Annotated in this window: 22 protein-coding genes; all 22 read left to right on the top strand. The window is 53.3% G+C overall.

Features of this window, described 5'->3' with window-relative positions:
• Nucleotides 1-28 precede the first annotated feature (28 nt).
• The 22 genes from ftsH to greA all read left to right on the top strand — a co-directional run bounded on the left by ftsH (nucleotide 29) and on the right by greA (nucleotide 22,303).
• Nucleotides 29-2,044 carry an ATP-dependent zinc metalloprotease FtsH gene (gene ftsH, locus ACFVSO_RS27485; protein ID WP_387479930.1) on the top strand — a complete coding sequence of 672 codons (2,016 nt, stop codon included), beginning with the start codon at nucleotides 29-31 and terminating at the stop codon, nucleotides 2,042-2,044.
• 252 nt (nucleotides 2,045-2,296) lie between these two features.
• Complete coding sequence (locus ACFVSO_RS27480) at nucleotides 2,297-3,337, top strand: BMP family lipoprotein (protein ID WP_387479929.1); 1,041 nt, start codon at nucleotides 2,297-2,299, stop codon at nucleotides 3,335-3,337.
• Nucleotides 3,338-3,469: 132 nt separating this feature from the next.
• Complete coding sequence (locus ACFVSO_RS27475; protein WP_387479928.1) at nucleotides 3,470-5,005, top strand: ABC transporter ATP-binding protein; 1,536 nt, start codon at nucleotides 3,470-3,472, stop codon at nucleotides 5,003-5,005.
• 5 nt (nucleotides 5,006-5,010) lie between these two features.
• A complete protein-coding gene (locus tag ACFVSO_RS27470; RefSeq protein ID WP_387479927.1) occupies nucleotides 5,011-6,093 on the top strand; it encodes an ABC transporter permease in 1,083 nt (360 codons plus the stop codon).
• A 1-nt stretch (nucleotide 6,094) separates the two neighbouring features.
• A complete protein-coding gene (locus ACFVSO_RS27465; protein ID WP_387479926.1) occupies nucleotides 6,095-7,057 on the top strand; it encodes an ABC transporter permease in 963 nt (320 codons plus the stop codon).
• Nucleotides 7,058-7,258: 201 nt separating this feature from the next.
• The gene (locus tag ACFVSO_RS27460; RefSeq protein WP_387479925.1) at nucleotides 7,259-7,651 is read left to right on the top strand and encodes a VOC family protein; all 393 of its coding nucleotides are present in this window, start codon (nucleotides 7,259-7,261) and stop codon (nucleotides 7,649-7,651) included.
• A gap of 288 nt (nucleotides 7,652-7,939) precedes the next feature.
• Nucleotides 7,940-8,878: a quinolinate synthase NadA gene (nadA, locus tag ACFVSO_RS27455; protein WP_387479924.1), complete on the top strand. Its 939-nt coding sequence runs from the start codon at nucleotides 7,940-7,942 to the stop codon at nucleotides 8,876-8,878.
• Nucleotides 8,879-8,953: 75 nt separating this feature from the next.
• Nucleotides 8,954-10,567 (top strand): L-aspartate oxidase, encoded by a 1,614-nt coding sequence (nadB, locus tag ACFVSO_RS27450; protein ID WP_387479923.1) that lies wholly within the window; start codon nucleotides 8,954-8,956, stop codon nucleotides 10,565-10,567.
• Nucleotides 10,560-11,444, top strand: coding sequence for a carboxylating nicotinate-nucleotide diphosphorylase (gene nadC, locus ACFVSO_RS27445; RefSeq protein ID WP_387479922.1), 885 nt, complete (start codon nucleotides 10,560-10,562; stop codon nucleotides 11,442-11,444). Before nadB ends, nadC begins: the two co-directional genes overlap by 8 nt.
• Nucleotides 11,441-12,211 (top strand): type III pantothenate kinase, encoded by a 771-nt coding sequence (locus ACFVSO_RS27440; RefSeq protein WP_387479921.1) that lies wholly within the window; start codon nucleotides 11,441-11,443, stop codon nucleotides 12,209-12,211. Before nadC ends, ACFVSO_RS27440 begins: the two co-directional genes overlap by 4 nt.
• Nucleotides 12,212-12,214: 3 nt before the next feature.
• A complete protein-coding gene (gene hslO / locus ACFVSO_RS27435; protein ID WP_387479920.1) occupies nucleotides 12,215-13,120 on the top strand; it encodes an Hsp33 family molecular chaperone HslO in 906 nt (301 codons plus the stop codon).
• 19 nt (nucleotides 13,121-13,139) lie between these two features.
• Nucleotides 13,140-14,102, top strand: coding sequence for a peptidylprolyl isomerase (locus tag ACFVSO_RS27430; RefSeq protein WP_387479919.1), 963 nt, complete (start codon nucleotides 13,140-13,142; stop codon nucleotides 14,100-14,102).
• Between the two features lie 139 nt (nucleotides 14,103-14,241).
• A complete protein-coding gene (cysK, locus tag ACFVSO_RS27425) occupies nucleotides 14,242-15,180 on the top strand; it encodes a cysteine synthase A (RefSeq protein WP_387479918.1) in 939 nt (312 codons plus the stop codon).
• 131 nt (nucleotides 15,181-15,311) lie between these two features.
• Complete coding sequence (locus ACFVSO_RS27420; protein WP_387479917.1) at nucleotides 15,312-16,901, top strand: anthranilate synthase component I family protein; 1,590 nt, start codon at nucleotides 15,312-15,314, stop codon at nucleotides 16,899-16,901.
• Nucleotides 16,902-16,954: 53 nt separating this feature from the next.
• Nucleotides 16,955-17,536, top strand: coding sequence for an aminodeoxychorismate/anthranilate synthase component II (gene pabA / locus ACFVSO_RS27415; RefSeq protein WP_387479916.1), 582 nt, complete (start codon nucleotides 16,955-16,957; stop codon nucleotides 17,534-17,536).
• Nucleotides 17,533-18,465, top strand: coding sequence for an aminotransferase class IV (locus tag ACFVSO_RS27410; protein WP_387479915.1), 933 nt, complete (start codon nucleotides 17,533-17,535; stop codon nucleotides 18,463-18,465). The genes pabA and ACFVSO_RS27410 overlap by 4 nt, the downstream gene beginning before the upstream one ends.
• A 48-nt stretch (nucleotides 18,466-18,513) precedes the next feature.
• Entirely contained in the window at nucleotides 18,514-19,362 is an 849-nt protein-coding gene (folP, locus tag ACFVSO_RS27405) for a dihydropteroate synthase (protein WP_387479981.1), read from the top strand.
• A gap of 57 nt (nucleotides 19,363-19,419) precedes the next feature.
• Nucleotides 19,420-19,806, top strand: a complete 387-nt coding sequence (gene folB, locus ACFVSO_RS27400) for a dihydroneopterin aldolase (RefSeq protein ID WP_387479914.1) — start codon at nucleotides 19,420-19,422, stop codon at nucleotides 19,804-19,806.
• The gene (folK, locus tag ACFVSO_RS27395; protein ID WP_387479913.1) at nucleotides 19,784-20,338 is read left to right on the top strand and encodes a 2-amino-4-hydroxy-6-hydroxymethyldihydropteridine diphosphokinase; all 555 of its coding nucleotides are present in this window, start codon (nucleotides 19,784-19,786) and stop codon (nucleotides 20,336-20,338) included. Before folB ends, folK begins: the two co-directional genes overlap by 23 nt.
• Entirely contained in the window at nucleotides 20,290-20,502 is a 213-nt protein-coding gene (locus ACFVSO_RS27390) for a helix-turn-helix domain-containing protein (protein ID WP_116050149.1), read from the top strand. The genes folK and ACFVSO_RS27390 overlap by 49 nt, the downstream gene beginning before the upstream one ends.
• 8 nt (nucleotides 20,503-20,510) lie before the next feature.
• The gene (dusB, locus tag ACFVSO_RS27385; RefSeq protein ID WP_387479912.1) at nucleotides 20,511-21,542 is read left to right on the top strand and encodes a tRNA dihydrouridine synthase DusB; all 1,032 of its coding nucleotides are present in this window, start codon (nucleotides 20,511-20,513) and stop codon (nucleotides 21,540-21,542) included.
• Between the two features lie 284 nt (nucleotides 21,543-21,826).
• A complete protein-coding gene (greA, locus tag ACFVSO_RS27380; RefSeq protein ID WP_387479911.1) occupies nucleotides 21,827-22,303 on the top strand; it encodes a transcription elongation factor GreA in 477 nt (158 codons plus the stop codon).
• The last annotated feature ends 63 nt before the right edge of the window (nucleotides 22,304-22,366 follow it).

The raw sequence follows: 22,366 nt of genomic DNA, 5'->3' as shown, positions 1-22,366 counted from the left end.
ATCTAAAGCGTCTGAGAGGAGGTAGGGGATGAATCGGATTATCCGAAATACTGGTTTTTATTTGATCATCTTTTTGGTTACCGTTGGTGTTTTTCAATATATTAGCGGTCAAGGGGATTCCACCAAGCCGCTGAGATACGATGAATTCCGCCAAGTTGTGGAAGCGGGAAATGTAGCATCGATTACCGCGAAGTACGATAAGGAATCGTATTACATTACGGGTAAATATAAGACAAAGCCGGAGGGTGCGGACAATGATAACTTCACGTCCCGCATGAACACCTACGCAGCAGAGCAGAACCTCGATGCTTGGCAGAAGGAATACGGCTTCGAGTATAAGGCCGAGCCGATGGATACCCCAAGCTTCTGGGTGACGTTCCTGACGTCCATTATTCCGTTCATTCTGCTCATCGTACTGTTCTTCTTCCTGATGAATCAGGCTCAAGGCGGCGGCGGCAAAGTGATGAACTTCGGCAAGAGCCGTGCCCGTCTGTACAACGAGGAGAAGAAGCGCATCACGTTCGAGGACGTGGCAGGCGCAGACGAGGAGAAGCAGGAGCTGGTGGAGGTCGTCGACTTCCTGAAGGATCCTCGCAAGTTCAATCTCGTCGGCGCACGCATTCCGAAGGGCGTATTGCTCGTAGGTCCTCCAGGTACAGGTAAGACATTGCTTGCCCGTGCGGTTGCGGGTGAGGCGGGCGTTCCGTTCTTCAGCATCTCGGGCTCCGACTTCGTGGAGATGTTCGTCGGTGTCGGCGCATCCCGCGTACGTGACTTGTTCGAGAACGCGAAGAAGAATGCGCCATGTATTATCTTCATTGACGAGATCGACGCAGTCGGCCGTCAGCGCGGCGCCGGACTTGGCGGCGGGCATGACGAGCGCGAGCAGACGCTCAACCAGTTGCTGGTTGAGATGGACGGCTTCGGTGCGAATGAAGGCATTATTATTATCGCAGCGACGAACCGTGCTGATATTCTGGACCCTGCGCTTCTGCGTCCGGGCCGCTTCGACCGTCAGATTACGGTTGACCGTCCAGACGTGAAAGGCCGCGAAGCGGTACTGAAAGTCCATGCGCGCAACAAGCCGCTTACCGGCGAGGTGAAGCTGGACGTTATCGCGAAGCGTACAACAGGCTTCAGCGGTGCGGATCTCGAAAACCTGCTTAACGAAGCGGCGCTTCTTGCGGCACGCCGCAACAAGAAAGAAATCAACATGGTGGATATCGACGATGCGATTGACCGCGTGATTGTCGGCACGGAGAAGAAGAGCCGTGTCATCAGCGATCGCGAGAAGCGTATCGTGGCCTACCACGAAGCAGGCCACACGATTGCAGGCTTCTTCCTGGAGCATGCCGACCTCGTGCACAAGGTAACAATCATCCCGCGGGGACGCGCAGGCGGATATGTCATCATGCTGCCGAAGGAAGACCGCATGCTGGTCACGAAGCAAGAGTTACTTGATAAAGTTACTGGATTGTTAGCTGGCCGGGTAGCGGAAGAAGTATTCATCGGTGAGATCGGTACCGGCGCATACAGCGACTTCAAGTCAGCAACTGGCATCGTGCGCAGCATGATTATGGAATACGGCATGAGCGACAAGCTCGGTCCGATGCAGTTCGGCAGCTCGCAAGGTCAAGTGTTCCTGGGCCGTGACATTGGTCATGAACAGAATTACTCTGACGCCATTGCGTACGAGATTGACCAAGAGATGCAGAACATTATCAATGATTGCTACGACAGAGCGAAGAAGCTTCTCACAGAGAAGAGCAAAGAGATGCATCTGATCGCGAATACGCTGCTTACGGAAGAGACGCTTGAGATGGAACAAATCAAATCCTTGATCGAAAAAGGCGTGTTGAAGGTAGAAGGCGAATCGCCATCCGGCGAAGGCTCCTCATCTGCTGAGGTTACAACTGCCGAACCGATCATCGACGAGATTGGCGATGTGAAAGTTCGCATCCAGCCTCGTGACGAGGCGGAAGTGAAAGACGCGACGCCACCGGTTCAATCCGGCAACAATTCCGACGATCCAGATAAAAAGTAAACCATTTTCGTCCCGTTGCTCCTTCATGGAGCCGCGGGACGTTTCATTTTTTAAACTAGCGTGATTATTCATGCAATTCATTACATAAACATGCAGTAGCGGTGTTAATGTATCTAACACAATTTGATTGACGTAAATTTTTTTGTCACTATAATGAAATAATAGCGGCAAGAAACAGCAATACTGTAAAGGTAATGCTGTGCTTGTTGTTGTCATGTTCAAAAACAATTTAATTAAGGGGAGAATTGAAGCATGAAAAAGACATTCAGCTTTATGCTCATGCTAGTAGTCGCTCTGTCGCTTGTATTGTCTGCTTGCGGACAAGCCAAAAACGGCGGAACAAATGAGGGTGGAAACAAAGTCGAGTCTGACGGAAGCGGCAAAGACTTCAAGATTGGCATGGTAACAGACGTAGGCGGAGTTAACGATAAATCGTTCAACCAAAGCGCATGGGAAGCTCTTCAGAAGCTGAAAGCCTCCACTGGCGCTGATACGAAGTTCCTGGAGTCCAAAGGTGAAGCAGACATGGAGCCGAACCTGAATAACTTCGTTCGTGAAGGCTACAGCCTGACTTGGGGCATCGGTATGCTGTTCGAAGACGCTCTGAAAAAAGTAGCGACTGAGAATCCGGATGCTAAGCTTGCTGTAATTGACGCTGTTGTAGAAGCTCCGAACGTAACATCCGTTACTTTCGCAGAACAAGAAGGCTCCTACCTGGTAGGCGTTGTAGCTGGCCTCATGACAAAGTCGAACAACATCGGCTTCGTAGGCGGCATGGAAATTCCGGTTATTACTCGCTTTGCGAAAGGCTTTGAAGCTGGTATTAAAGCTGTGAATCCTGAAGCAAAGGTAACGATTACGTATTCTGGTGCTTTCGATAAGCCTGACCTTGGCAAGAGCATTGCAGCTACCATGTACAACGGCGGCGCGGACATCATCTTCCACGCTTCTGGCGGTACAGGCAATGGCGTATTTAACGAAGCTATTGAGCGCAAGAAAAGCGGCAAAGAAGTATGGGTTATCGGCGTAGACAAAGACCAATCGCTGGAGTTCGGCGACGAAGTCACGCTGACATCCATGATGAAGGGCGTTGAAGCGGCGGTAACGAAAGTATCCAAAGACCTGATCGACGGCAAATGGCAAGGTGGATCGCATCAAGTACTTGGCCTGAAAGACGACGCAGTAGGTCTTCCTGAGACTTCCACGAAGAATGTTCCAGAAGACGTTTTGAAAAAAGTGGAAGAGTACAAAGCAAAAATCGTCAGTGGAGAAATTACGGTTCCGGGTGAATAAGATCGATAGATCGGACTCACGATAAAGCTTGGCATGGGTCACAGAGGCAAGACCGGCATGAGCCGGTCTTGTCCTGTTTCTCTGATCAGAAAGAGCGAATAACTATATGTGATCCCGGGAGATGATGAACGCATGGATCAGAGCGGGGCAGTCGTACAACTGAAGGGCATTACCAAGAGGTTTCCTGGCTTGGTTGCGAATGATTCCATTAACTTCGAGCTGAAGAAAGGCGAGATTCACGCTTTGCTTGGCGAGAACGGTGCAGGCAAGTCTACGCTTATGAATATCTTGTTCGGCTTATATCAGCCGGATGAGGGAGAAATCTGGATTAACGGAGAGCAGACGGTTATCGACGGCGCCTCCAAAGCGATTGAGCTGGGCATCGGCATGGTGCATCAGCATTTCAAACTTGTGCAGCCCTTCACGGTAGCGGAGAACATCGTTCTTGGCAATGAACCGAAGAAGGGGCTTACGATTGATTACAAGCTCGCGAACGAGAAGGTTAAGTCGATCTCCGAGCGCTATGGTCTGAAAGTAGATCCGCAGATGCGGATTCAAGATATTACGGTTGGCATGCAGCAGCGGGTTGAAATTTTGAAAACGTTATATCGGGGCGCGGAGATTCTCATCTTCGACGAGCCGACAGCTGTTCTAACCGTTCAAGAAATCGAGGAACTGATCGAAATTATCCGTAATCTCGCTGCAGAAGGTAAGTCCATCATCATTATTACGCATAAGCTGAAGGAAGTTATGGCGCTGGCTAATTCGGTCACTGTTATCCGAAGAGGCAAGGTCATCCGGTCGCTCAGCACAAGCGAGACGAGCGAGCGCCAGCTGGCCGAGCTGATGGTAGGACGCGACGTCAACTTCCAGGTCGAGAAGTCGAAGAACAAGACTGGCGAAGTGGTGCTCTCGGTTGAAGGGCTGCGCATGAAGGGTGATCAGGGCAAGATGGTGCTGGACGGCACCAGCTTCCAGGTACGCTCCGGTGAAATCTTCGGCATTGCAGGCGTAGACGGCAATGGACAAAGCGAGCTGATCTATGCGATTACGGGCATGCGCAAGGTGCAGGATGGTCATGTGAAGCTGAATGGCACAGACGTGACGAACGATACGCCTCGCAAAATCTCCAATGCCGGTGTCGGCCATATTCCGGAGGACCGTCATAAGCACGGACTTGTGCTTGATTTCAAGCTGAGCGAGAATATGATACTCAACACATACTTTAAGCCGGAATACGGCAAGTCGGGCTTGATTGACGAGAAGGCAATGGACAATCTGACTACCCGGCTGGTAGAGGAGTTCGACGTGCGCACCTCCGGCATCTATACGCATGCGCGCGCGCTGTCCGGCGGCAATCAGCAGAAGGCGATTATTGCCCGCGAGCTGAACAAGGACCCGGATTTAATCATCGCGGTTCAACCGACGCGTGGTCTGGATATCGGCGCGATTGAGTTCGTTCATAAGCGGCTCATGGAAGCCCGCAACGAAGGCAAGGCTGTCCTGCTTGTATCCTTCGAGCTGGACGAGCTGTATGCGTTGTCCGACCGGATTGAGGTTATGTATGAAGGCAAGCTGGTTGGTGCGGTGGATGCCGATCATAGGGACGATGAGCGTCTCGGCTTATTGATGGCCGGCAATTCCGATCATGATGGGGAAAGGAGCTAGCGGCAATGGACGTAATCAAGAAGATTTTTAATGAAAAAAGATCGCTGCTTGTGCCGGTTGTCTCTATCGTGCTCGGCTTGCTGATCGGGGCCATTGCCATGCTGGCAGGCGGCTATAATCCGATTCTGGCGTATAGCTCGCTTTTCAATCGGGTGATTGGCAGCCCGTATCATATGGGTGAGACCATTCGTGCGATTACGCCCTTGATCTTTACGGGGCTGGCGGTAGCCTTTGCTTTCCGTACGGGTCTGTTCAACATCGGGGTAGAAGGACAATTCGTTATGGGAATGACAGGTGCGACGCTGGTTGGCGTCCTGCTTGATTTGCCATGGTATATTCATGGACCGCTTGCCGTTATTACGGGCGCCGTATTCGGCGGGCTCTGGGCAGGCATCGTCGGCTACTTGAAAGCGAAGCGTGGCGTGAACGAGGTTATTTCCTCCATCATGCTGAACTGGACGGCTCTATATCTGGCCAACTTCATCGTAACCAGGTTCCTTACCGACCCTGGCCAGCAGAAGTCTAGAGCGATTCATGAATCCGCTCTGATGAATATTGAATGGCTGGTTCAACTGATGGACAAAGCTCGGATTCATTGGGGCACGTTCGTGGCGCTGGCATGTGTCATTATTTTCTACATCATCTTGTGGCGTACGAAGCAAGGCTACGAGCTGCGCGCAGTCGGACATAATCCGGATGCTGCGCTCTATGCTGGCATGAACGTCAATCGTACGATTGTGAAGTCGATGATGATCAGCGGCGTGTTCGCAGGTCTTGGCGGCGTGTTCGAGGTGCTTGGCGTATTCGGTAATCAGACCATTATGGCGGCATCGCCTGGTTATGGCTTTGACGGTATCGCCGTTGCATTACTTGGCGGCAACACGCCGGTTGGCGTTCTGCTCGCGGCTATCCTGTTCGGCGGTCTCAGCTATGGCTCTGCCGGCATGAGCTTCGGTGCAGGCGTGCCTCAAGAGATTGTCCGGATCGTTATCGGATCGGTTATCTTCTTCGTGGCGGCGCATGGCATCGTGAAGTTTATTCTTAAACCGTTCATGAGCAAGCGCGCGAAGCGGAAGGAGGCGGCGTAGGATGCAGTTTATTGAAGTGTCTGGCCAGCTTATTAACATTACGCTTGTATTCTCCACCGCACTGATCTTCGCCGCTCTCGGAGGTATGTTCTCGGAACGCTCCGGCGTAGTCAATATCGGTCTGGAAGGCCTGATGGTATCCGGCGCTTTCGCGGCTGCGGTCGCGACGGACTATGCCACGCAAGCAGGACTTGGCGGCATCTCGCCATGGATTGGATTAATTGCGGCGATAGTCTTCGGCGTTGTGTTCTCCCTTCTGCATGCCGTAGCGACGATTACATTCAAGTCGGACCAGACCGTAGTCGGCGTGGTGATTAACATTCTGGCGCTAGGAACGGCTATTTATTTCACCCGGAGCCTCTATGACGGCTCGGCTCAGACGAGCCAGCTGACAGAAGTGTTTCATAAGGTGGCGATTCCGTTCCTGTCCGATATTCCGATTATCGGGGAAGGCATCTTCCGTTCCTATCCGACGACGTACATCGTTATTGTGCTTGTGATCATCAGCTATTTCGTGCTGTTCAAGACGCCTTTCGGATTGCGTCTTCGCGCGGTTGGCGAGCATCCAAGCTCGGCTGACACGGTTGGCATCAGCGTAACGAAGTATCGTTATATCGGCGTTATGCTGAGCGGCGCGCTTGCCGGTCTTGGCGGAGCGACGATTACGCTGACAACAACAAGCAGCTTCGCGCATAATACGATCTCGGGCCAAGGCTTTATCGCGCTTGCCGCCCTGATCTTCGGCAAGTGGAATCCGCTTGGCCTTGCAGGCGCAGCCGTATTCTTCGGCTTTGCGCAGGCGCTGCGGAATTTCGCGCAGCTGTTCGATTTCTCGAAGCAAATCCCGACGGAAGTGTTCTATATGCTTCCGTACGTCCTTACGCTGATTGTCCTTGCGGCGGCAGTCGGCCGTTCCAGCGCTCCTGCGGCGCTTGGACAGCCATACGACCCGGCGAGAAGGTAGCGTGAATCAAGAGCGGCCTGCCTTGGCCGCTCTTATGCAAAAGATCGTACTCCATTGCATCCAGCGAAGGAGTGCGATTTTTTTGATCGAGGCCAGGGTGATGATGCCGCAGCTGAATGGATAATACGCAGCTTGGTTTGAAAAGCTTTGTACAAGGGCGGCATTACGCCGATCATTCTGAATGCTGGAGGAGAAAAACACATGCAAAAAATCAATACGTTTCTAATGTTTGAAGGTCAAGCGGAGGAAGCCATGAACTTCTATCTGTCGCTATTCGAGGATTCCGAGGTCATCAGCATCTCCAAGTACGGCCCGGAGGGACCAGGCGAGGAGGGCACGGTCATCCATGCGACGTTCAAGCTGGCTGGCACCACTTATATGTGCATCGATAGTCATGTCAAACACCAATTCAGCTTTACGCCTTCGATCTCTTTATATGTAAATTGTTCCTCCGAGGCCGAGATCGAGACGTTATGTGCGAAGTTGTCAGAAGGCGGAAAAGCCTTGATGCCTCTTGGCGAATACGGCTTCAGCCGGAAGTTTGCTTGGCTAGCCGACCGCTTCGGGGTCACATGGCAGTTGAACCTGGCATAAGGTCAGACGCTGCTCGGCATGTGGCGGTCATGTATAGCGATGAATGGGGGCTCGTCCGGCAAGGACGGGCTTCTTTTCTATAAAATGAGGAAACATCCATTGACAGAGCCATCTGCCAAGTGTAAATTAAATCTTAATCAAATGAATTTATCCCTTTTGGTTTAAACTATAGGCAAGCGAATCCCTAAGTTTGTGCATCATTTCACAAAGTCGCTATGCCGCATAACGGAATGGGACCATCGTTCATCAAATGGAAGGCCCATCCCTCATAAGAGGAGAGGATCTATCGTGGAAGCATTGGCACTGGAGCGCAAAGCGGAGCAGAATCGCGAGCTGCGCGAGAGGCTGTTGCAATTAAAGAAAGAGCGTAATGCCATTATTCTTGCTCATTATTATCAGCGGGATGAAATACAGGAAGTAGCGGATTTCCGGGGGGATTCCTTCTTGCTAGCACAGAAGGCCGCTCAGACGGATGCCGAGGTTATCGTGTTTTGCGGCGTTCACTTCATGGGTGAGAGCGCCAAGATTCTGGCTCCGAACAAGACGGTCATTATTCCGGACGAACGCGCCGGCTGCCCGATGGCAGACATGGTGAACGTGGATGGCCTGCGCAAGCTGAAGGCTCAGCATCCGAACGCCAAGGTGGTTACGTATATCAACTCTTCGGCAGAGATCAAAGCGGAGACGGATATTTGCTGTACATCCGCGAACGCCGTGAAGGTCGTCAATTCGGTTGAGGGCCATGAAGTGATCTGGGTACCGGACAAAAACCTGGGCCACTACGTTCAGCAGCATACTGACAAAAAGATGATCATCTGGGAAGGCTACTGCAACACGCATGACATGCTGACGGTGAAAGACGTAGAGGAGATGAAAGCCAAGTATCCGAACGCGCAATTCGTCGTCCATCCGGAATGCCGTCCGGAAGTTGTGGAGCTTGGTGATTTTGTCGGAAGCACAACTGCTATTCTCAAATACTGCAAGGAATCCGATGTTCAGGAATTCATCGTAGGAACAGAGGATGGCACCGGTTATCAGCTGAGACTCGATAGCCCGAACAAGACGTTCCACTTCGCATCGAAATATTTGGTATGTCCGAACATGAAGGTGAACAATTTGAAGAAGCTCGTCAAAGCGCTTGAGACGATGCAGCCGCAAATCTACGTTCCGCCGGCTGTTGCGGACAGTGCCCGTTTGTCGCTGGAGCGCATGCTGCAAGTGAAGTAGCATGCGCTGCTTCACTTATAAGCGATAATTGCAGGCTACAGATCAAGATGACCCCGAGGTGAAGGAGCTAGCGTGATGATTCCTAGATATTTGGTCGACGTGGAGCTGGACAAGCTGCCCGTCTTAGATAAAGATGTCATCGTTATTGGGGCCGGCATTGCCGGTCTTTTTACCGCTATACGGGCAAGCAGACAGCATTCGGTGCTGATGATTACGAAGAAGTCGCTGCTCGACAGCAATACACGATACGCGCAAGGCGGGATTGCCGCCGTTATCTCTGATGAGGATTCACCCGCTTACCATAGACAGGATACGCTTATTGCGGGCGCAGGGCTGTGCTCGGACGAAGCGGTTGATGTATTGGTGCATGAAGGACCGAAAGGCGTGCAAAGCCTCATTAAGATGGGAACGCAATTCGACCTGGAGAATGGAGAATTCGCCTTGACCAAGGAAGGCGCCCATAGCCAGCGGCGCATCTTGCATGCGAATGGCGATGCGACGGGCTATGAGATTGTACGTGCGCTGTCCGAGAATGCAGTCGCCAATGAGAAGATCGAAGTATGGGATGACCATTTCGTCATTGATCTGGTTACGCAGGACGGGGAATGCTGCGGGGCAATCGTTCAGAAGCCCAATGGCGAGCGGTTGTTCGTTCGCGGCAAAGCGACGATTCTCTGCTCCGGCGGTGCAGGTCAGCTCTATCGCTACACGACCAATCCGGAAGTCGCAACGGGAGACGGTGTCGCGATGGCCTATCGAGCGGGCGCCTACATAAGAGACGCGGAATTCGTTCAGTTCCACCCGACGGCGCTATGTTATCCTGGAGCGCCGCGTTTCCTGATCTCGGAAGCGGTGCGTGGGGAAGGCGCAGTATTGCGCAATATTAAGGGCGAGCGCTTCATGGAGCGCTACCATGAACAGCTGGAGTTGGCACCGCGTGATGTCGTTGCGCGCGCAATCGTCAGCGAGATGGAAGCGACCAAGTCGACCTTTGTCTATCTTGATGTGACTCACGAGCCTGCAGAGATGGTCAAGCACCGCTTCCCGACTATCTACGAATATTGCTTGAAATACGGGCTGGACCTTACCTCCGACTGGATTCCGGTCGCGCCTGCCATGCACTATATGATGGGCGGCGTGAAGACCGATCTGAATGGCGAGACGAATATCAAGCGGCTATTCGCCTGCGGTGAAGTGTCATCGACCGGGGTGCATGGCGCGAATCGGCTTGCGAGCAATTCATTGTCCGAAGCCATCGTATTTGGCCGCCGCATTGTGAAGCGGATCGAGCATTCACCGCCGCTTGAGATGGAGCCGAAGTTCTATAATGAGGTGGAGCGCAATAGCGCTTCTATGCAGGCTGTTGTCGAGAGGCGGCTTAAGCTGCAAAAGATTATGGTGCGGTATGTCGGCTTGAAGCGGAATGAGACAGGCCTTAGAAAAGGCTTGGAGGAGCTGAAACGGCAGCTGCCGATCTTCCAATCCATTCTGACCGATCGCGAGGAGTTCGAATTCGCGAATATGCTCACTTGCGCGCTGCTGATGACGGAGTCAGCGATTACACGGGAAGAGAGCCGGGGGGCGCATTACCGGGAGGACTTCCCGGCGCGCGATGATCTGGTATGGAGAAAACATACGGTGCTGCACCGTACAAAAGGCATGACTGAGGAGCGAATTGAAGATGTTTGAGTGGACGACAGGCGGATATGACGCGCAGATGAGAGACCAGATCAGAAGCTGGCTTGCTGAGGATATCGGCAGCGGGGACATCACGACGGAGACGACGATCGCGGCAGGCTCCCGTTCGACAGCTGTCATTCATGTGAAGGAGGACGGCGTGATTGCGGGAATTCCGCTGGCGAAGCTGGTGTTCGAGGTTGTTGACCCTAAGCTTTCCTTCCAAGCACGAGTGGAGGATGGCGATCACGTCACCAAAGGGACGGTTCTGATTGAAGTGGAAGGCAGTACGCACAGCATTCTGACAGGCGAGCGGCTTGCGCTTAACTTGATGCAGCGGCTCTCCGGTATTGCTACGAAAACTAAGTCTTATGTTGATGCGCTTCAAGGACTGCCTGTCCGCCTGGTTGATACGCGCAAGACGACGCCGGGCCACCGCATGCTGGAGAAGTATGCCGTACGTGTCGGCGGAGGCTCCAATCATCGATTCGGCTTGTATGATGCCGTCATGATCAAGGATAATCATATTAAGGGTGCCGGAGGCATTACTGCCGCGGTCACCTCGGCACGACGCCAAATTCCCCATACGATGAAGATCGAAGTGGAGACGGAGTCCCTGGTACAGGTAGAGGAAGCAATCGCTTGCGGCACGGACATCATCATGCTTGATAATATGACGCATGAGTTAATGCGGGAGTGCGTCGCTCTGATCAAAGGGAAATCGCCGCATATTATTGTAGAGGCATCTGGCGGCGTGAAGCTTGACACAATCCATGGCATCGCTGCTTGCGGCGTAGATGTCATCTCCGTCGGAGGACTGACTTATTCGTTCCAGGCACTGGACATTAGCTTGGACCTGAACGAAAAGAAGGAGGTCGGACGGGGTTGATTCTGGTTATCGATGTAGGCAATACGAATATTGTGCTTGGCATCTACCGTGGCCAGGAGCTGTTGTACCACTGGCGGCTGAGCACGAACCGTTCGGCGACTGTGGATGAGTACGGCATGAACATTCATAATTTATTCCTGTACGCCGGAATCAAGATCGAGCAGGTCGACGGTGTGATTATTTCCTCCGTTGTTCCGCCGCTTATGCGGACGCTGGAGCAGCTATGCTTAAAGTATGTGCGCAAGACGCCGCTTATCGTCGGTCCAGGCGTGAAGACAGGGCTGAACATTCGTTATGAGAATCCGCGAGAGGTCGGAGCGGATCGAATCGTCAATTCAGTAGCGGGTATTGAGAAATACGGCTATCCGCTTATTGTGGTAGACTTCGGTACGGCGACAACCTTCGATTATATTGATACAACGGGCAGTTATCTGGGCGGAGCGATCGTGCCCGGCATCGGCATCTCTACGGAAGCGCTCTATCAGCGTGCAGCGAAGCTGCCGCGCATTGAGCTGCAGAAGCCGAAGAGCGTAATCGGGCGTAATCCGATTACTTCGATGCAAGCAGGTATTATATACGGCTATGCTGGACAGGTTGATGGTATTGTGAACCGGATTCGTGCCGAGTTCAGCGTGAATCCTCGTGTTGTAGCTACAGGCGGGCTTGCAGAGCTAATTGCCGCTGAATCGGATACCATTGAAGAAGTAGACCCGCTGCTGACGCTGGAAGGCTTGAGAATTATTTATGAACGCAACCAGGAGGGCTAATAGATGGAAGAGCAGCTGAAGGACATATTGGTGCGGGGCACGGCTTGGGGCGGGAAGATTCGCGTATTCGCGACCCGTACAACCCATATCGTGGAGGAGCTGCGGCGCCGTCACGATTCGTTTCCTACTGCGTCGGCGGCACTGGGCCGTACACTGTCGGTAGGCGCGATGATGGGCGCGATGCTGAAGGGCAAGGAAAGACTGACGATTCAAGTGAAGGGCGACGGTCCGATCGGTCAGGTTGTTGTGGATGCAAACGCTGACGGAGAGATTCGCGGTTATGTTGATCATCCGCAAGCTCATCATGGCAGCAATGAGAAAGGCAAGCTCGATGTGGCCGGAGCGGTAGGTACTTCCGGATATATCCACGTGACGAAGGACCTCGGTCTCAAGGAGCCGTACCGGGGCAGCGTTCCGCTGATCTCGGGAGAGCTTGCAGAGGATTTCACGTATTACTTCGCTGTATCGGAGCAGACACCATCGGCAGTAGGTGTTGGCGTATTGGTAGAGAACGACAACTCCGTGCTGCATGCAGGCGGATATATCGTTCAACTGATGCCGGGTCTGACAGATGCCGAGATTACGCGCCTGGAGCAAGCTGTGGCGAAAATGCCGCCGGTTACGACTCTGCTGGCGCAAGGCCAGACGCCGGAGGATCTGCTGAAGTGGCTCGTAGGCGAAGAGGACTTGGTCATTCATGATACGATGCCGCTAGTGTTCAAATGCCAGTGCTCCGAGGATAGAGTGGAGCAGACGCTAATCAGTCTCGGCGAATCCGAGCTGCGCATGATTATTGAGGATGATGCAAAGGCGGAAGTGGTATGCCACTTCTGCAATGAGAAGTATTCGTTCGGCAAGGAGCGGCTGGAGCAATTGCTGGTACAAGCAAAGCCGAAGCCGGTTCAATAATAGAAAGGCAGTCCAGGCCATGAAGAGAAATGAGGTTCTGAAGGCTGTGGTCATCCTTCAAGCCGTCTGTATGATTGCTCTGACGGGCATGGTGATGGTTAAGGTATGGCCCCTGCCTGGGTTAAGAGGAAACGAGCAGGGTGAGCAGACTTCTCCGCCGGCTCCGACCGGTACGGAGGGGAGCGGGCAGAAGCCTGTTGCATCGGTGGGAGGTCAGCCCATTACCGGTGCCGAGCTCACGAGCGAGCTGTACAAGCAATATGGAGACGAAGTGCTTCGCGTCATGATGCTGAGGCGTGCACTTGAATTGGAGTCGAAGGCTACGGGCCTTCGCATCTCGCAGGAGGAGCTGGACCGGGAGATCGCCGCCGCCGCTGAGGGCTACGGGGACGAAGAGTCCTTCTACTCCATGATGAAAGAGCAGCTTGGTTTGTCCAAGGAGCAGATTCAAGAGGAGTACCGTTACCGACTGCTGCTGGAACATATTACGATTAAGGATATAACGGTCGCCGACCATGAGGTGGATCGCTATATGCAGGATCACCCGGAGCAGTTCGAGCCGCAGCTGCAATTTCATTTGCGCTGGATTGTGACGAACACCAGGGAGCAGGCGGAGAGCGTGCTGGCGAAGCTGATGGACGGGGAATCGTTCGCTGCCATGGCGAGGCTTTACTCCAATGATCAATTTACAGCCGAAGACGGTGGCGATCTGGGTATGATCGACGCGGATGATCCGTTTTATGATGATGAGGTTTTAGTTGCTGCAGCTGGAATGGCAGTAGCGGAGATAGCCGGTCCAATCGAATTGACGGAGCAAGGCTACGCGATTATCGAGCTGGCGGGCCGGAAGTCGACGTCCAATCTGGCCAGCGACCGGCTGTTCGAGCAGGCGCGAAGGCAGCTTGCACTGGAGCGGGCCAAGCCGCTGAATGTCGTAGAGGACGAGCTCTTGAAGCGATATGATGCGATGGTGATGAAGTGAACACGACCGTGCTGGGAGCGCGGTCGTTTTTTTCCAATAGAAAGCAAAAGTGACTATTGACAACATTGGCGCGACATTGATAAGATGTAATTAGTCAAAAACCAACTATTTTAGTCGGAATAAGGAGGACTTTCATTCCATGGCCAAAATTGTACAAAGCGTAACAGATCTGATCGGAGATACACCCCTTGTTCGTTTGAACCGTCTCGTGCCGGAAGATAGCGCGGAAATTTATGTGAAGCTGGAGTACCAGAATCCGGGTGCCAGCGTGAAGGACCGCATTGCGATCAGCATGATCGAAGTGGCGGAGCAAGAAGGACGCATTAAGCCGGGCGACACGATCGTTGAGCCTACAAGCGGCAACACAGGCATCGGCCTGGCTCTTGTAGCGGCTGCCAAAGGATACAAAGCTATTCTCGTTATGCCAGAGACGATGAGTATCGAGCGCCGCAACTTGCTGCGCGCTTACGGTGCTGAGCTGGTGCTGACGCCAGGCTCCGAAGGTATGAACGGCGCAGTGCGCAAAGCGGAAGAGCTGGTTCAAGAGAACCCGTCGTACTTCATTCCGCAGCAATTCAAAAACCAAGCGAACGTGAAAATCCACCGCGAGACGACAGGACCTGAGATCGTGGAAGCGATCAACTCCCTGGACGGCAAGCTGGATGCCTTCATTGCGGGCATCGGCACAGGCGGAACAATCTCCGGCGCTGGTGAAGTATTGAAGGAAAACTACTCGGATATCAAAATTTATGCGGTTGAGCCTGCAGCATCCCCGATTCTGTCCGGCGGCAACCCTGGTCCTCATAAAATTCAAGGTATCGGCGCGAACTTCATTCCGGATATCTTGAACCGTGAGATCTATGACGGTATCATTACCGTTGAGAATGAGGATGCGTTCGAATACGCGCGTCGTGCGGCGAAAGAAGAAGGCATTCTGTGCGGAATCTCCTCTGGCGCAGCGATCTATGCAGCGCTGAAGGTAGCGAAAGAACTGGGCAAAGGCAAGCGCGTGGTCGCTATCGTACCAAGCAACGGCGAGCGTTACCTGAGCACGCCTCTGTTCAACTTCGAGAACTAATCGCTTTGTTGCATTTATAAAGCTAACGATAAGAAGGGCCTTTCATTCTTCGGGATGGAAGGCGCTTTTCTTTTGCCGGGCATTTCTGTATACTGAGCGAAATAAGCATCAGGGATCGGGGGATTTACAAGATGGTCACCGCTTGGGAAGAGTGGATTCGGTGGCGCGCCGAACAAACCTATACAACACTGCCGCTAGTGAAGGAGCTGTCTCTTCAGAGGGAGCCTGGGGGCAAGGTCATCTCTTGGGAGGAGGCTTGGCAGGACGCATCGCCGTATGCCTTTGTTCTGGAGAGCGGCAAGGACGGAAGATTCACCTATCTGGGCTTGCATCCGGACAGCGTCATCAAGGGCAAAGGCTTGCAAGCGGAGTCGATTGACTTCCGTGGACTGGACGAGCAGTCACAGGGACGCAGGCAGTGGAAGGGTAAGCCGCTGGAGGTGGTCCGCGCATGGATGAGCGACGGTAAGGGACCTCGGCTCGCCGATGCTGACGGGCCGAAGTGGCTGGGCGGCTGCGCGGGCTTCTGGAGCTATGATATTGTGCGCAGCATCGAGCGTCTGCCGGAGATTGCGAAGGATGATTCCGGCTTGCCAGATTATTTGTTCTTGAGAATGAATGAGATCTGGGTCGTCGATCATAAGCGAAGTGTCGTCTATTGCGTCGTACATAGTCCGGTGTCGTTCGGCCAATCGGATGAGGAACTGAAGGCTGTCTATGATCAGGCCTCGCTGAGAGCGGAGGGAATGGCGGATTATTGGCTGACCTGGTTCGAGGAAGAGAAGGCGCGCGAGAGAGCGGAGAAGCTGCAAGCAAGCCGTCTGGCCTATATGGACGGGGAATCGCTTCATATAGACGTCAATACGATACCGGGCATTGAGTCTCCTACTTCCAAGGAAATGTATATGGACGCTGTGCGGGCTATACAGCGCTATATCGGGCAAGGAGACGTATTCCAGGTCAATCTGGCCCAGCGGCAGTCCAAAGCCGTGTCGACACCGCCAGAGGAGCTGTATGAATGGCTCAGACTATTCAACCCGTCGCCCTATATGGGTATGCTGCGTTCGCCGGATTTCCAGCTGGTATCGGCTTCGCCGGAGCTGCTAGTCGAGCTGAAGGGACGCCAGTTGGGTACGCGGCCGATCGCAGGTACGCGCAGAAGGGGACGCACGGAGGAAGAGGATTTGTTGTTCGCCGAAGAGCTGCGCACGAATGAGAAGGAGCGGGCTGAGCATATTATGCTGGTCGATCTGGAGCGCAATGATTTGGGCCGTATCTCCACGTACGGAACGGTCAAGGTGAAGGAACTGATGGTCATCGAGCGATACTCTCATGTCATGCATTTGGTGTCACAGGTGGATGGAGAGCTTGCCGAAGGCAAGGATGCCTATGATGTCATTGCAGCGACTTTCCCTGGAGGTACCATTACCGGCGCTCCGAAGATCCGTACGATGGAGATCATTGAAGAGCTGGAGCCTGTGCGCAGAGGTCCCTATACGGGATCGATGGGATGGATTGACTATAACGGGGATATGGAATTTAATATTATTATTAGAACGATGGCTATAAAGGATGGAACCGTTCATATTCAAGCTGGAGCGGGCATCGTCATCGATTCGGACCCGAACCGCGAATATGAGGAATCGATGAACAAGGCGAAGGCGCTGTGGAAGGCGATTCAGTATAGCGAGCGGTTCACAGACAGAGAATCGGAGCAATAAGGACCCAAGAGCTTTGCTTCTATAAATAGGTTCGGACAAAGGGGATGTGGAGCATGATACTCGTAATCGATAACTATGATTCGTTCACGTACAATCTGGTGCAATACTTGGGCGAGCTGGGAGAGGAGATCATCGTCAAGCGGAACGATGAGATCGATCTGGCCGGCATTGAGGAGCTCGCGCCTGATCATATCCTGATCTCGCCGGGACCTTGTTCGCCGAATGAGGCGGGTATTAGCCTGTCGCTGATTGACCATTTCAAAGGAAAGATTCCGATATTCGGCGTTTGTCTCGGCCATCAGTCGATCGGACAAGCATTCGGTGGCGAGGTTGTGCGCGCGGAGAAGCTGATGCACGGCAAGACATCCCCGATTCTGCATGACGGCAAGTCGATCTTCGATGGTATGGAGTCGCCATTCACAGCGACGCGCTACCACTCTCTAATCGTTCGCAGGGAGACGCTGCCGGATTGCCTGGAGATCAGTGCGGAGACGGCAGAGGGCGAAATTATGGGGCTGAGGCATAAGGAGTATGCGATCGAGGGCGTGCAATTCCATCCGGAGTCCATTATTACAGACCATGGGCATACGATGCTTCGCAATTTCCTGCGCCACCGGTTGGGCGTTGTGCAATGAAGATCGGTCTGAACGGTAATGTGGTTGAAGCACACGAAGCTGTGATCTCAGTCTATGATCACGGCTTTTTGTACGGTCTGGGCTTGTTCGAGACGTTCCGTACCTACAAGGGAAGGGCATATTTGCTAGAGCGGCATATGGAGCGCTTGAAGGCGGGCTGTACGGAGCTGGGCATTCCTTTCGGTATGAGTATCGGTGAGTTGGAGGCTTGGATAAGCAGACTATTGCGAGAGAATGAGTTGAAGGATGGCTACATACGGTTGACGGTAAGCGCCGGGGAAGGCGCGCTGGGACTGCCGACTGGAGATTATGAGCAGCCGAATATCATCTTGCTTGTGAAGGAACTGCCCCCAGTGAATGAGGAAGCGATGCGTTCTGGCAAAGAGCTGCGCCTACTGCGTACCATGCGGAATACGCCGGAAGGATCGGTGCGATTCAAATCGCTTCATTATATGAACAATATTATGGCGAAGAGAGAGCTGCTCGGATTGGCTGGCGAAGAGGACGCACATCCCATGCCGGCACAGCCGGGAGCTGAAGGGCTAATGCTGACTCGGGAAGGCTGGCTGTCTGAGGGAATCGTAAGCAATCTGTTTTTCTTCCTTGGCGGCATCGTCCGAACGCCTGCTATTGACACGGGAATATTGCCCGGCATCACTAGACAGCGTGTATTGGAGCTTGCTGCAGAAGCGGGATATGTAGCAGAGGAAGGCCATTATCGGTGGGAAGAGCTTGCAGCGGCCGATGAGATCTGGATGACCAATTCCATTCAGGAGCTGGTTCCTATTACACAGCTAACGCGCTATGATTCCGACACGAGAATGGAGATGAGCGGCGGTTCAGCCGGTCCGGTGACGATGAAGCTGCTGGCGCTGTACCAGGCGGATACCGGGAAGCGACCGCCGTATAATGGGCGGTTGGCAGATTAGGGTATGCTAGCCGGTAGAGACGATTGAGCAGGAGGGACGTGACAGATGATGAAGACTAGACCGACTTATTGGAAGCGATCCTACGACTTGGGCGGCGGTGTAAAGCTTGAGCTGGGCACACGTACGCTAATTATGGGAATCTTGAACGCAACACCGGACTCGTTCTCGGATGGAGGCCGCTATAATGATGTGGAACGAGCGGTTGCTCATGCCAAGGAGATGGTGGCTGCGGGCGCGGATATTCTGGATATCGGCGGCGAGTCGACAAGACCGGGTTTCGAGGCGGTTAGCGCAGAAGAAGAGCTTAAGCGGGTGCTGCCCGTCATCGCGGCCGTCCGCAATGCCCTTCCGGAGGTCGCAATTTCGGTAGACTCCTATAAAGCCGTAACGATACGCCAGTGTCTGGAAGCGGGCGCTCATATCATTAATGATATCTGGGGGCTGAAGGGCGACCCTGATATGGCGGCTGTGGCAGCGGAGTATGGGGCGCCAGTCATCATTAGCCATAATCGTCATGCGAGGGATTATACTGATTTTGTTCCCGATGTTCTGGCGGATCTCCAAGCTAGCGTTGGCTTGGCCCGCAGAGCGGGGGTAGATGAACAGCAAATATGGCTGGATCCCGGTATTGGTTTTGCCAAGACCTATGAACATAATCTGGAACTGCTCGATCGTCTGGACGAGTTGAATGAGCTTGGATACCCGGTGCTGCTGGGCACGTCGCGCAAGCGATTCATCAAGCAGGCGCTCGATTTGCCAGTGGATGAGCTCGTTGAGGGAACGGCGGCGACGGTAGCCCTTGGCATCGCGCGGGGCTGCCAGATCGTACGCGTGCATGACGTGCAGGCAAACAAGCGCACGGCATTAATGACAGACGCGATCCTCTATCGCGGATAATGATAGCAGCCGAGCCATATAGGCGAGAGTTGCAAACCGGAAGGAGCACAACATAACATGGACCGAATGATCGTAAAGGGTATGCGCTTTTATGGATACCACGGCGTATTCCCGGAAGAGAACAAGCTGGGGCAGCATTTCTATGTCGATCTGGACCTGGGAATCGACCTGGAGCAGGCCGCCAATACGGATGACCTCACTTGTACAGTGAATTATGCAGAGCTGCACGCGCTGGCGAAGTCGATTGTGGAAGGGGCCCCCTTCAAGCTGATTGAAGCGCTGGCAGGGCACATTGCATCGCGTGTACTGGAAGCTTATACTATGATCAATGACGTCACCGTCCGTGTGACGAAGCCGCATCCGCCGTTCGATATCCACTTTGACGGGGTGACGATCGAGCTGGCGAGAAAGCGGGATGCCGATGGCCGAATCGTACGAGCATAAAGCCGCAGGCGCCGAAGCTTATATTGCCCTTGGCTCCAATATGGGGGAGCGCGACAAGCTGCTGATGGATGCGATCGAGCGCATCGATTCCCATCCGGATATCCGCGTGCTGCGCGTATCGGGCATGTATGAGACGGAGCCGGTCGGCTATACCGATCAACCTTCTTTTCTGAACATGGTGATTGCCGTGTCCACGACCTTAGAGCCCTTGGCTCTGCTGCGCGAGCAGCTGGAGCAGGAGCGCCTCCTCGGGAGAATTCGACATGAACGTTGGGGACCAAGAACCATTGACCTCGATCTTCTCCTATACGATAATGTCAGAATGGATCAAGAGGAGCTGACGCTGCCGCATCCGCGCATGATGGAGCGGGCGTTCGTGCTTGTTCCCTTGCATGATGTGATCTCGAATTCGCATCCTTTGCACGAAGGGGTTCAGGCTGCGTCTTATGCGGCGCTTCGGGAAGGAAAGGAAGGCATCACGTTATGGAAAACAATCAATTGGCGCAGCGCGTCAGAGCCTTTCGAAAGCTGAAGGGCTATACACAGCTAGAGCTGGCCAAGGAGCTTGGCGTATCGGTAGCGGTGCTGGGATCGCTGGAGCGAGGCACACGGAAGAATGATCCCAAGTTGCTCAACCATATCGCGAAGACGCTGGGGATCAGCTATGAGGAACTCATGACCATGAAGGAGGAGTAAGGAGCCGCATGCTGAAAATCGGAGACATCGAGATGAAAAACAGAGTGGTGTTGGCGCCGATGGCAGGCGTGTGCAACCCGGCTTTCCGACTGATTGCCAAGGAGTTCGGCACAGGGCTTGTATGTGCGGAGATGGTAAGCGACAAGGCGATTCTGCACGGTAACAAGCGCACGATGGAGATGCTGTTCGTAGACGAGCGGGAGAAGCCGCTCAGCTTGCAGATCTTCGGAGGCGACCGTGAATCGCTGGTTGAAGCGGCTAAGGTCGTCGACAAGCAGACGAATGCCGATATTATCGATATTAACATGGGCTGTCCGGTGCCAAAGGTGACCAAGTGCGACGCAGGGGCGCGCTGGCTGCTGGACCCTAATAAAATATATGAAATGGTATCCGCGGTAGTGGATGCCGTCGACAAGCCCGTAACGGTGAAAATGCGGATCGGCTGGGATGACGAGCATGTATACGCAGTTGAGAACGCACGGATGGTAGAGAAAGCGGGCGGCAGCGCCGTCAGCGTGCATGGACGCACCCGCGAGCAACAGTATACCGGCAAGGCGAACTGGGACATTATAAGAGACGTCAAGCAAGCGGTATCGATTCCTGTTATTGGCAACGGTGACGTATTCTCGCCTGAGGATGCCAAGCGGATGCTAGAGCATACCGGCGTAGATGGCGTTATGATCGGACGCGGCGCGCTGGGCAATCCGTGGATGCTGTACCGCACGATCCAGTATCTGTCGACCGGAGAGCTCCTGGGCGATCCGACCCCGCGTGAGAAGTTGGATGTGGCGATTCTTCACCTGGACCGGCTGATCGCACTGAAGAACGAGGCGGTAGCGGTAAGAGAGATGCGCAAGCATCTGGCCTGGTATCTGAAGGGGCTGCCTGGAGGCGCTCGCGTGAAGGATGTCATTATGGAGGAGACAGGTCGCGACCGTATGGTGACGATTCTGGAGAATTACATCCATTCGCTGGATAATGAGGGCGTTGGCTCAGAAGCCGGAACGTCCGGCCGCGCAGCGGAGGAACCTGTACATTAACCCATGGGAAAGACACGTCAGGCGGTTATTCGACAATGGTCGACAATAACCGCTTGTCGTCGTCTTTCCTTTTTGGCGGGGAAGTGAAACGGTTTCAATGGCGGGGCTGGCTCCGATTGACATTCAAGTTACCATGCAATATAATCGTGCAATATAATCTAACAAATAGTTGCAAGACACTATAGTCACCAGCAGGTATGATGGTCATCATGCGTAATATATTAAGTAACAGTGAATTCATACAACGTATGAAAAATTAGTCACACGACAGGAGAATCGGAAAGATGAACGATAAGCAAATCATTCTGACTCAGGACGGGTTGAAGAAGCTTGAAGAGGAGCTTGAGTATCTGAAGTCGGTGAAACGTCGTGAAGTAGCCGAGCGGATCAAGGTCGCGATCGGTTACGGCGACATTAGCGAGAACTCGGAGTATGAGGATGCGAAGAACGAGCAAGCTTTTATCGAAGGCCGCGTTATTACGCTGGAGAAGATGCTTCGCAACGCCCGCATCATTAATAATGATGACATTGATATCGATACCGTCAGCATTGGATCGATTGTTACGGTAGAAGATCTGGAGTTCGGCGATACGATGGAATATGCGATTGTCGGCACAGCGGAATCCGATCCGCTCCAGAACAAAATTTCGAATGAAAGTCCCGTTGGCAAAGCGATTCTGGGCAAGAAGAAGGGCACAGTCGTAGAGGTTAACGTTCCGGCGGGCATTATTCAATATAAGATTATCGATATCAAAAAATAAGGTGTGCGATTCACGATTTCGAAAGCTTCCTTGCCGGAAGCTTTTTGAGCGTTTGCCGAATGT

This window comes from Paenibacillus sp. NPDC057967, assembly GCF_042887015.1.
GTDB lineage: Bacteria > Bacillota > Bacilli > Paenibacillales > Paenibacillaceae > Pristimantibacillus.
The sequence above is the reverse complement of the archived record's forward strand: the minus strand, read 5'-3'. Positions and strand labels throughout refer to the sequence as shown.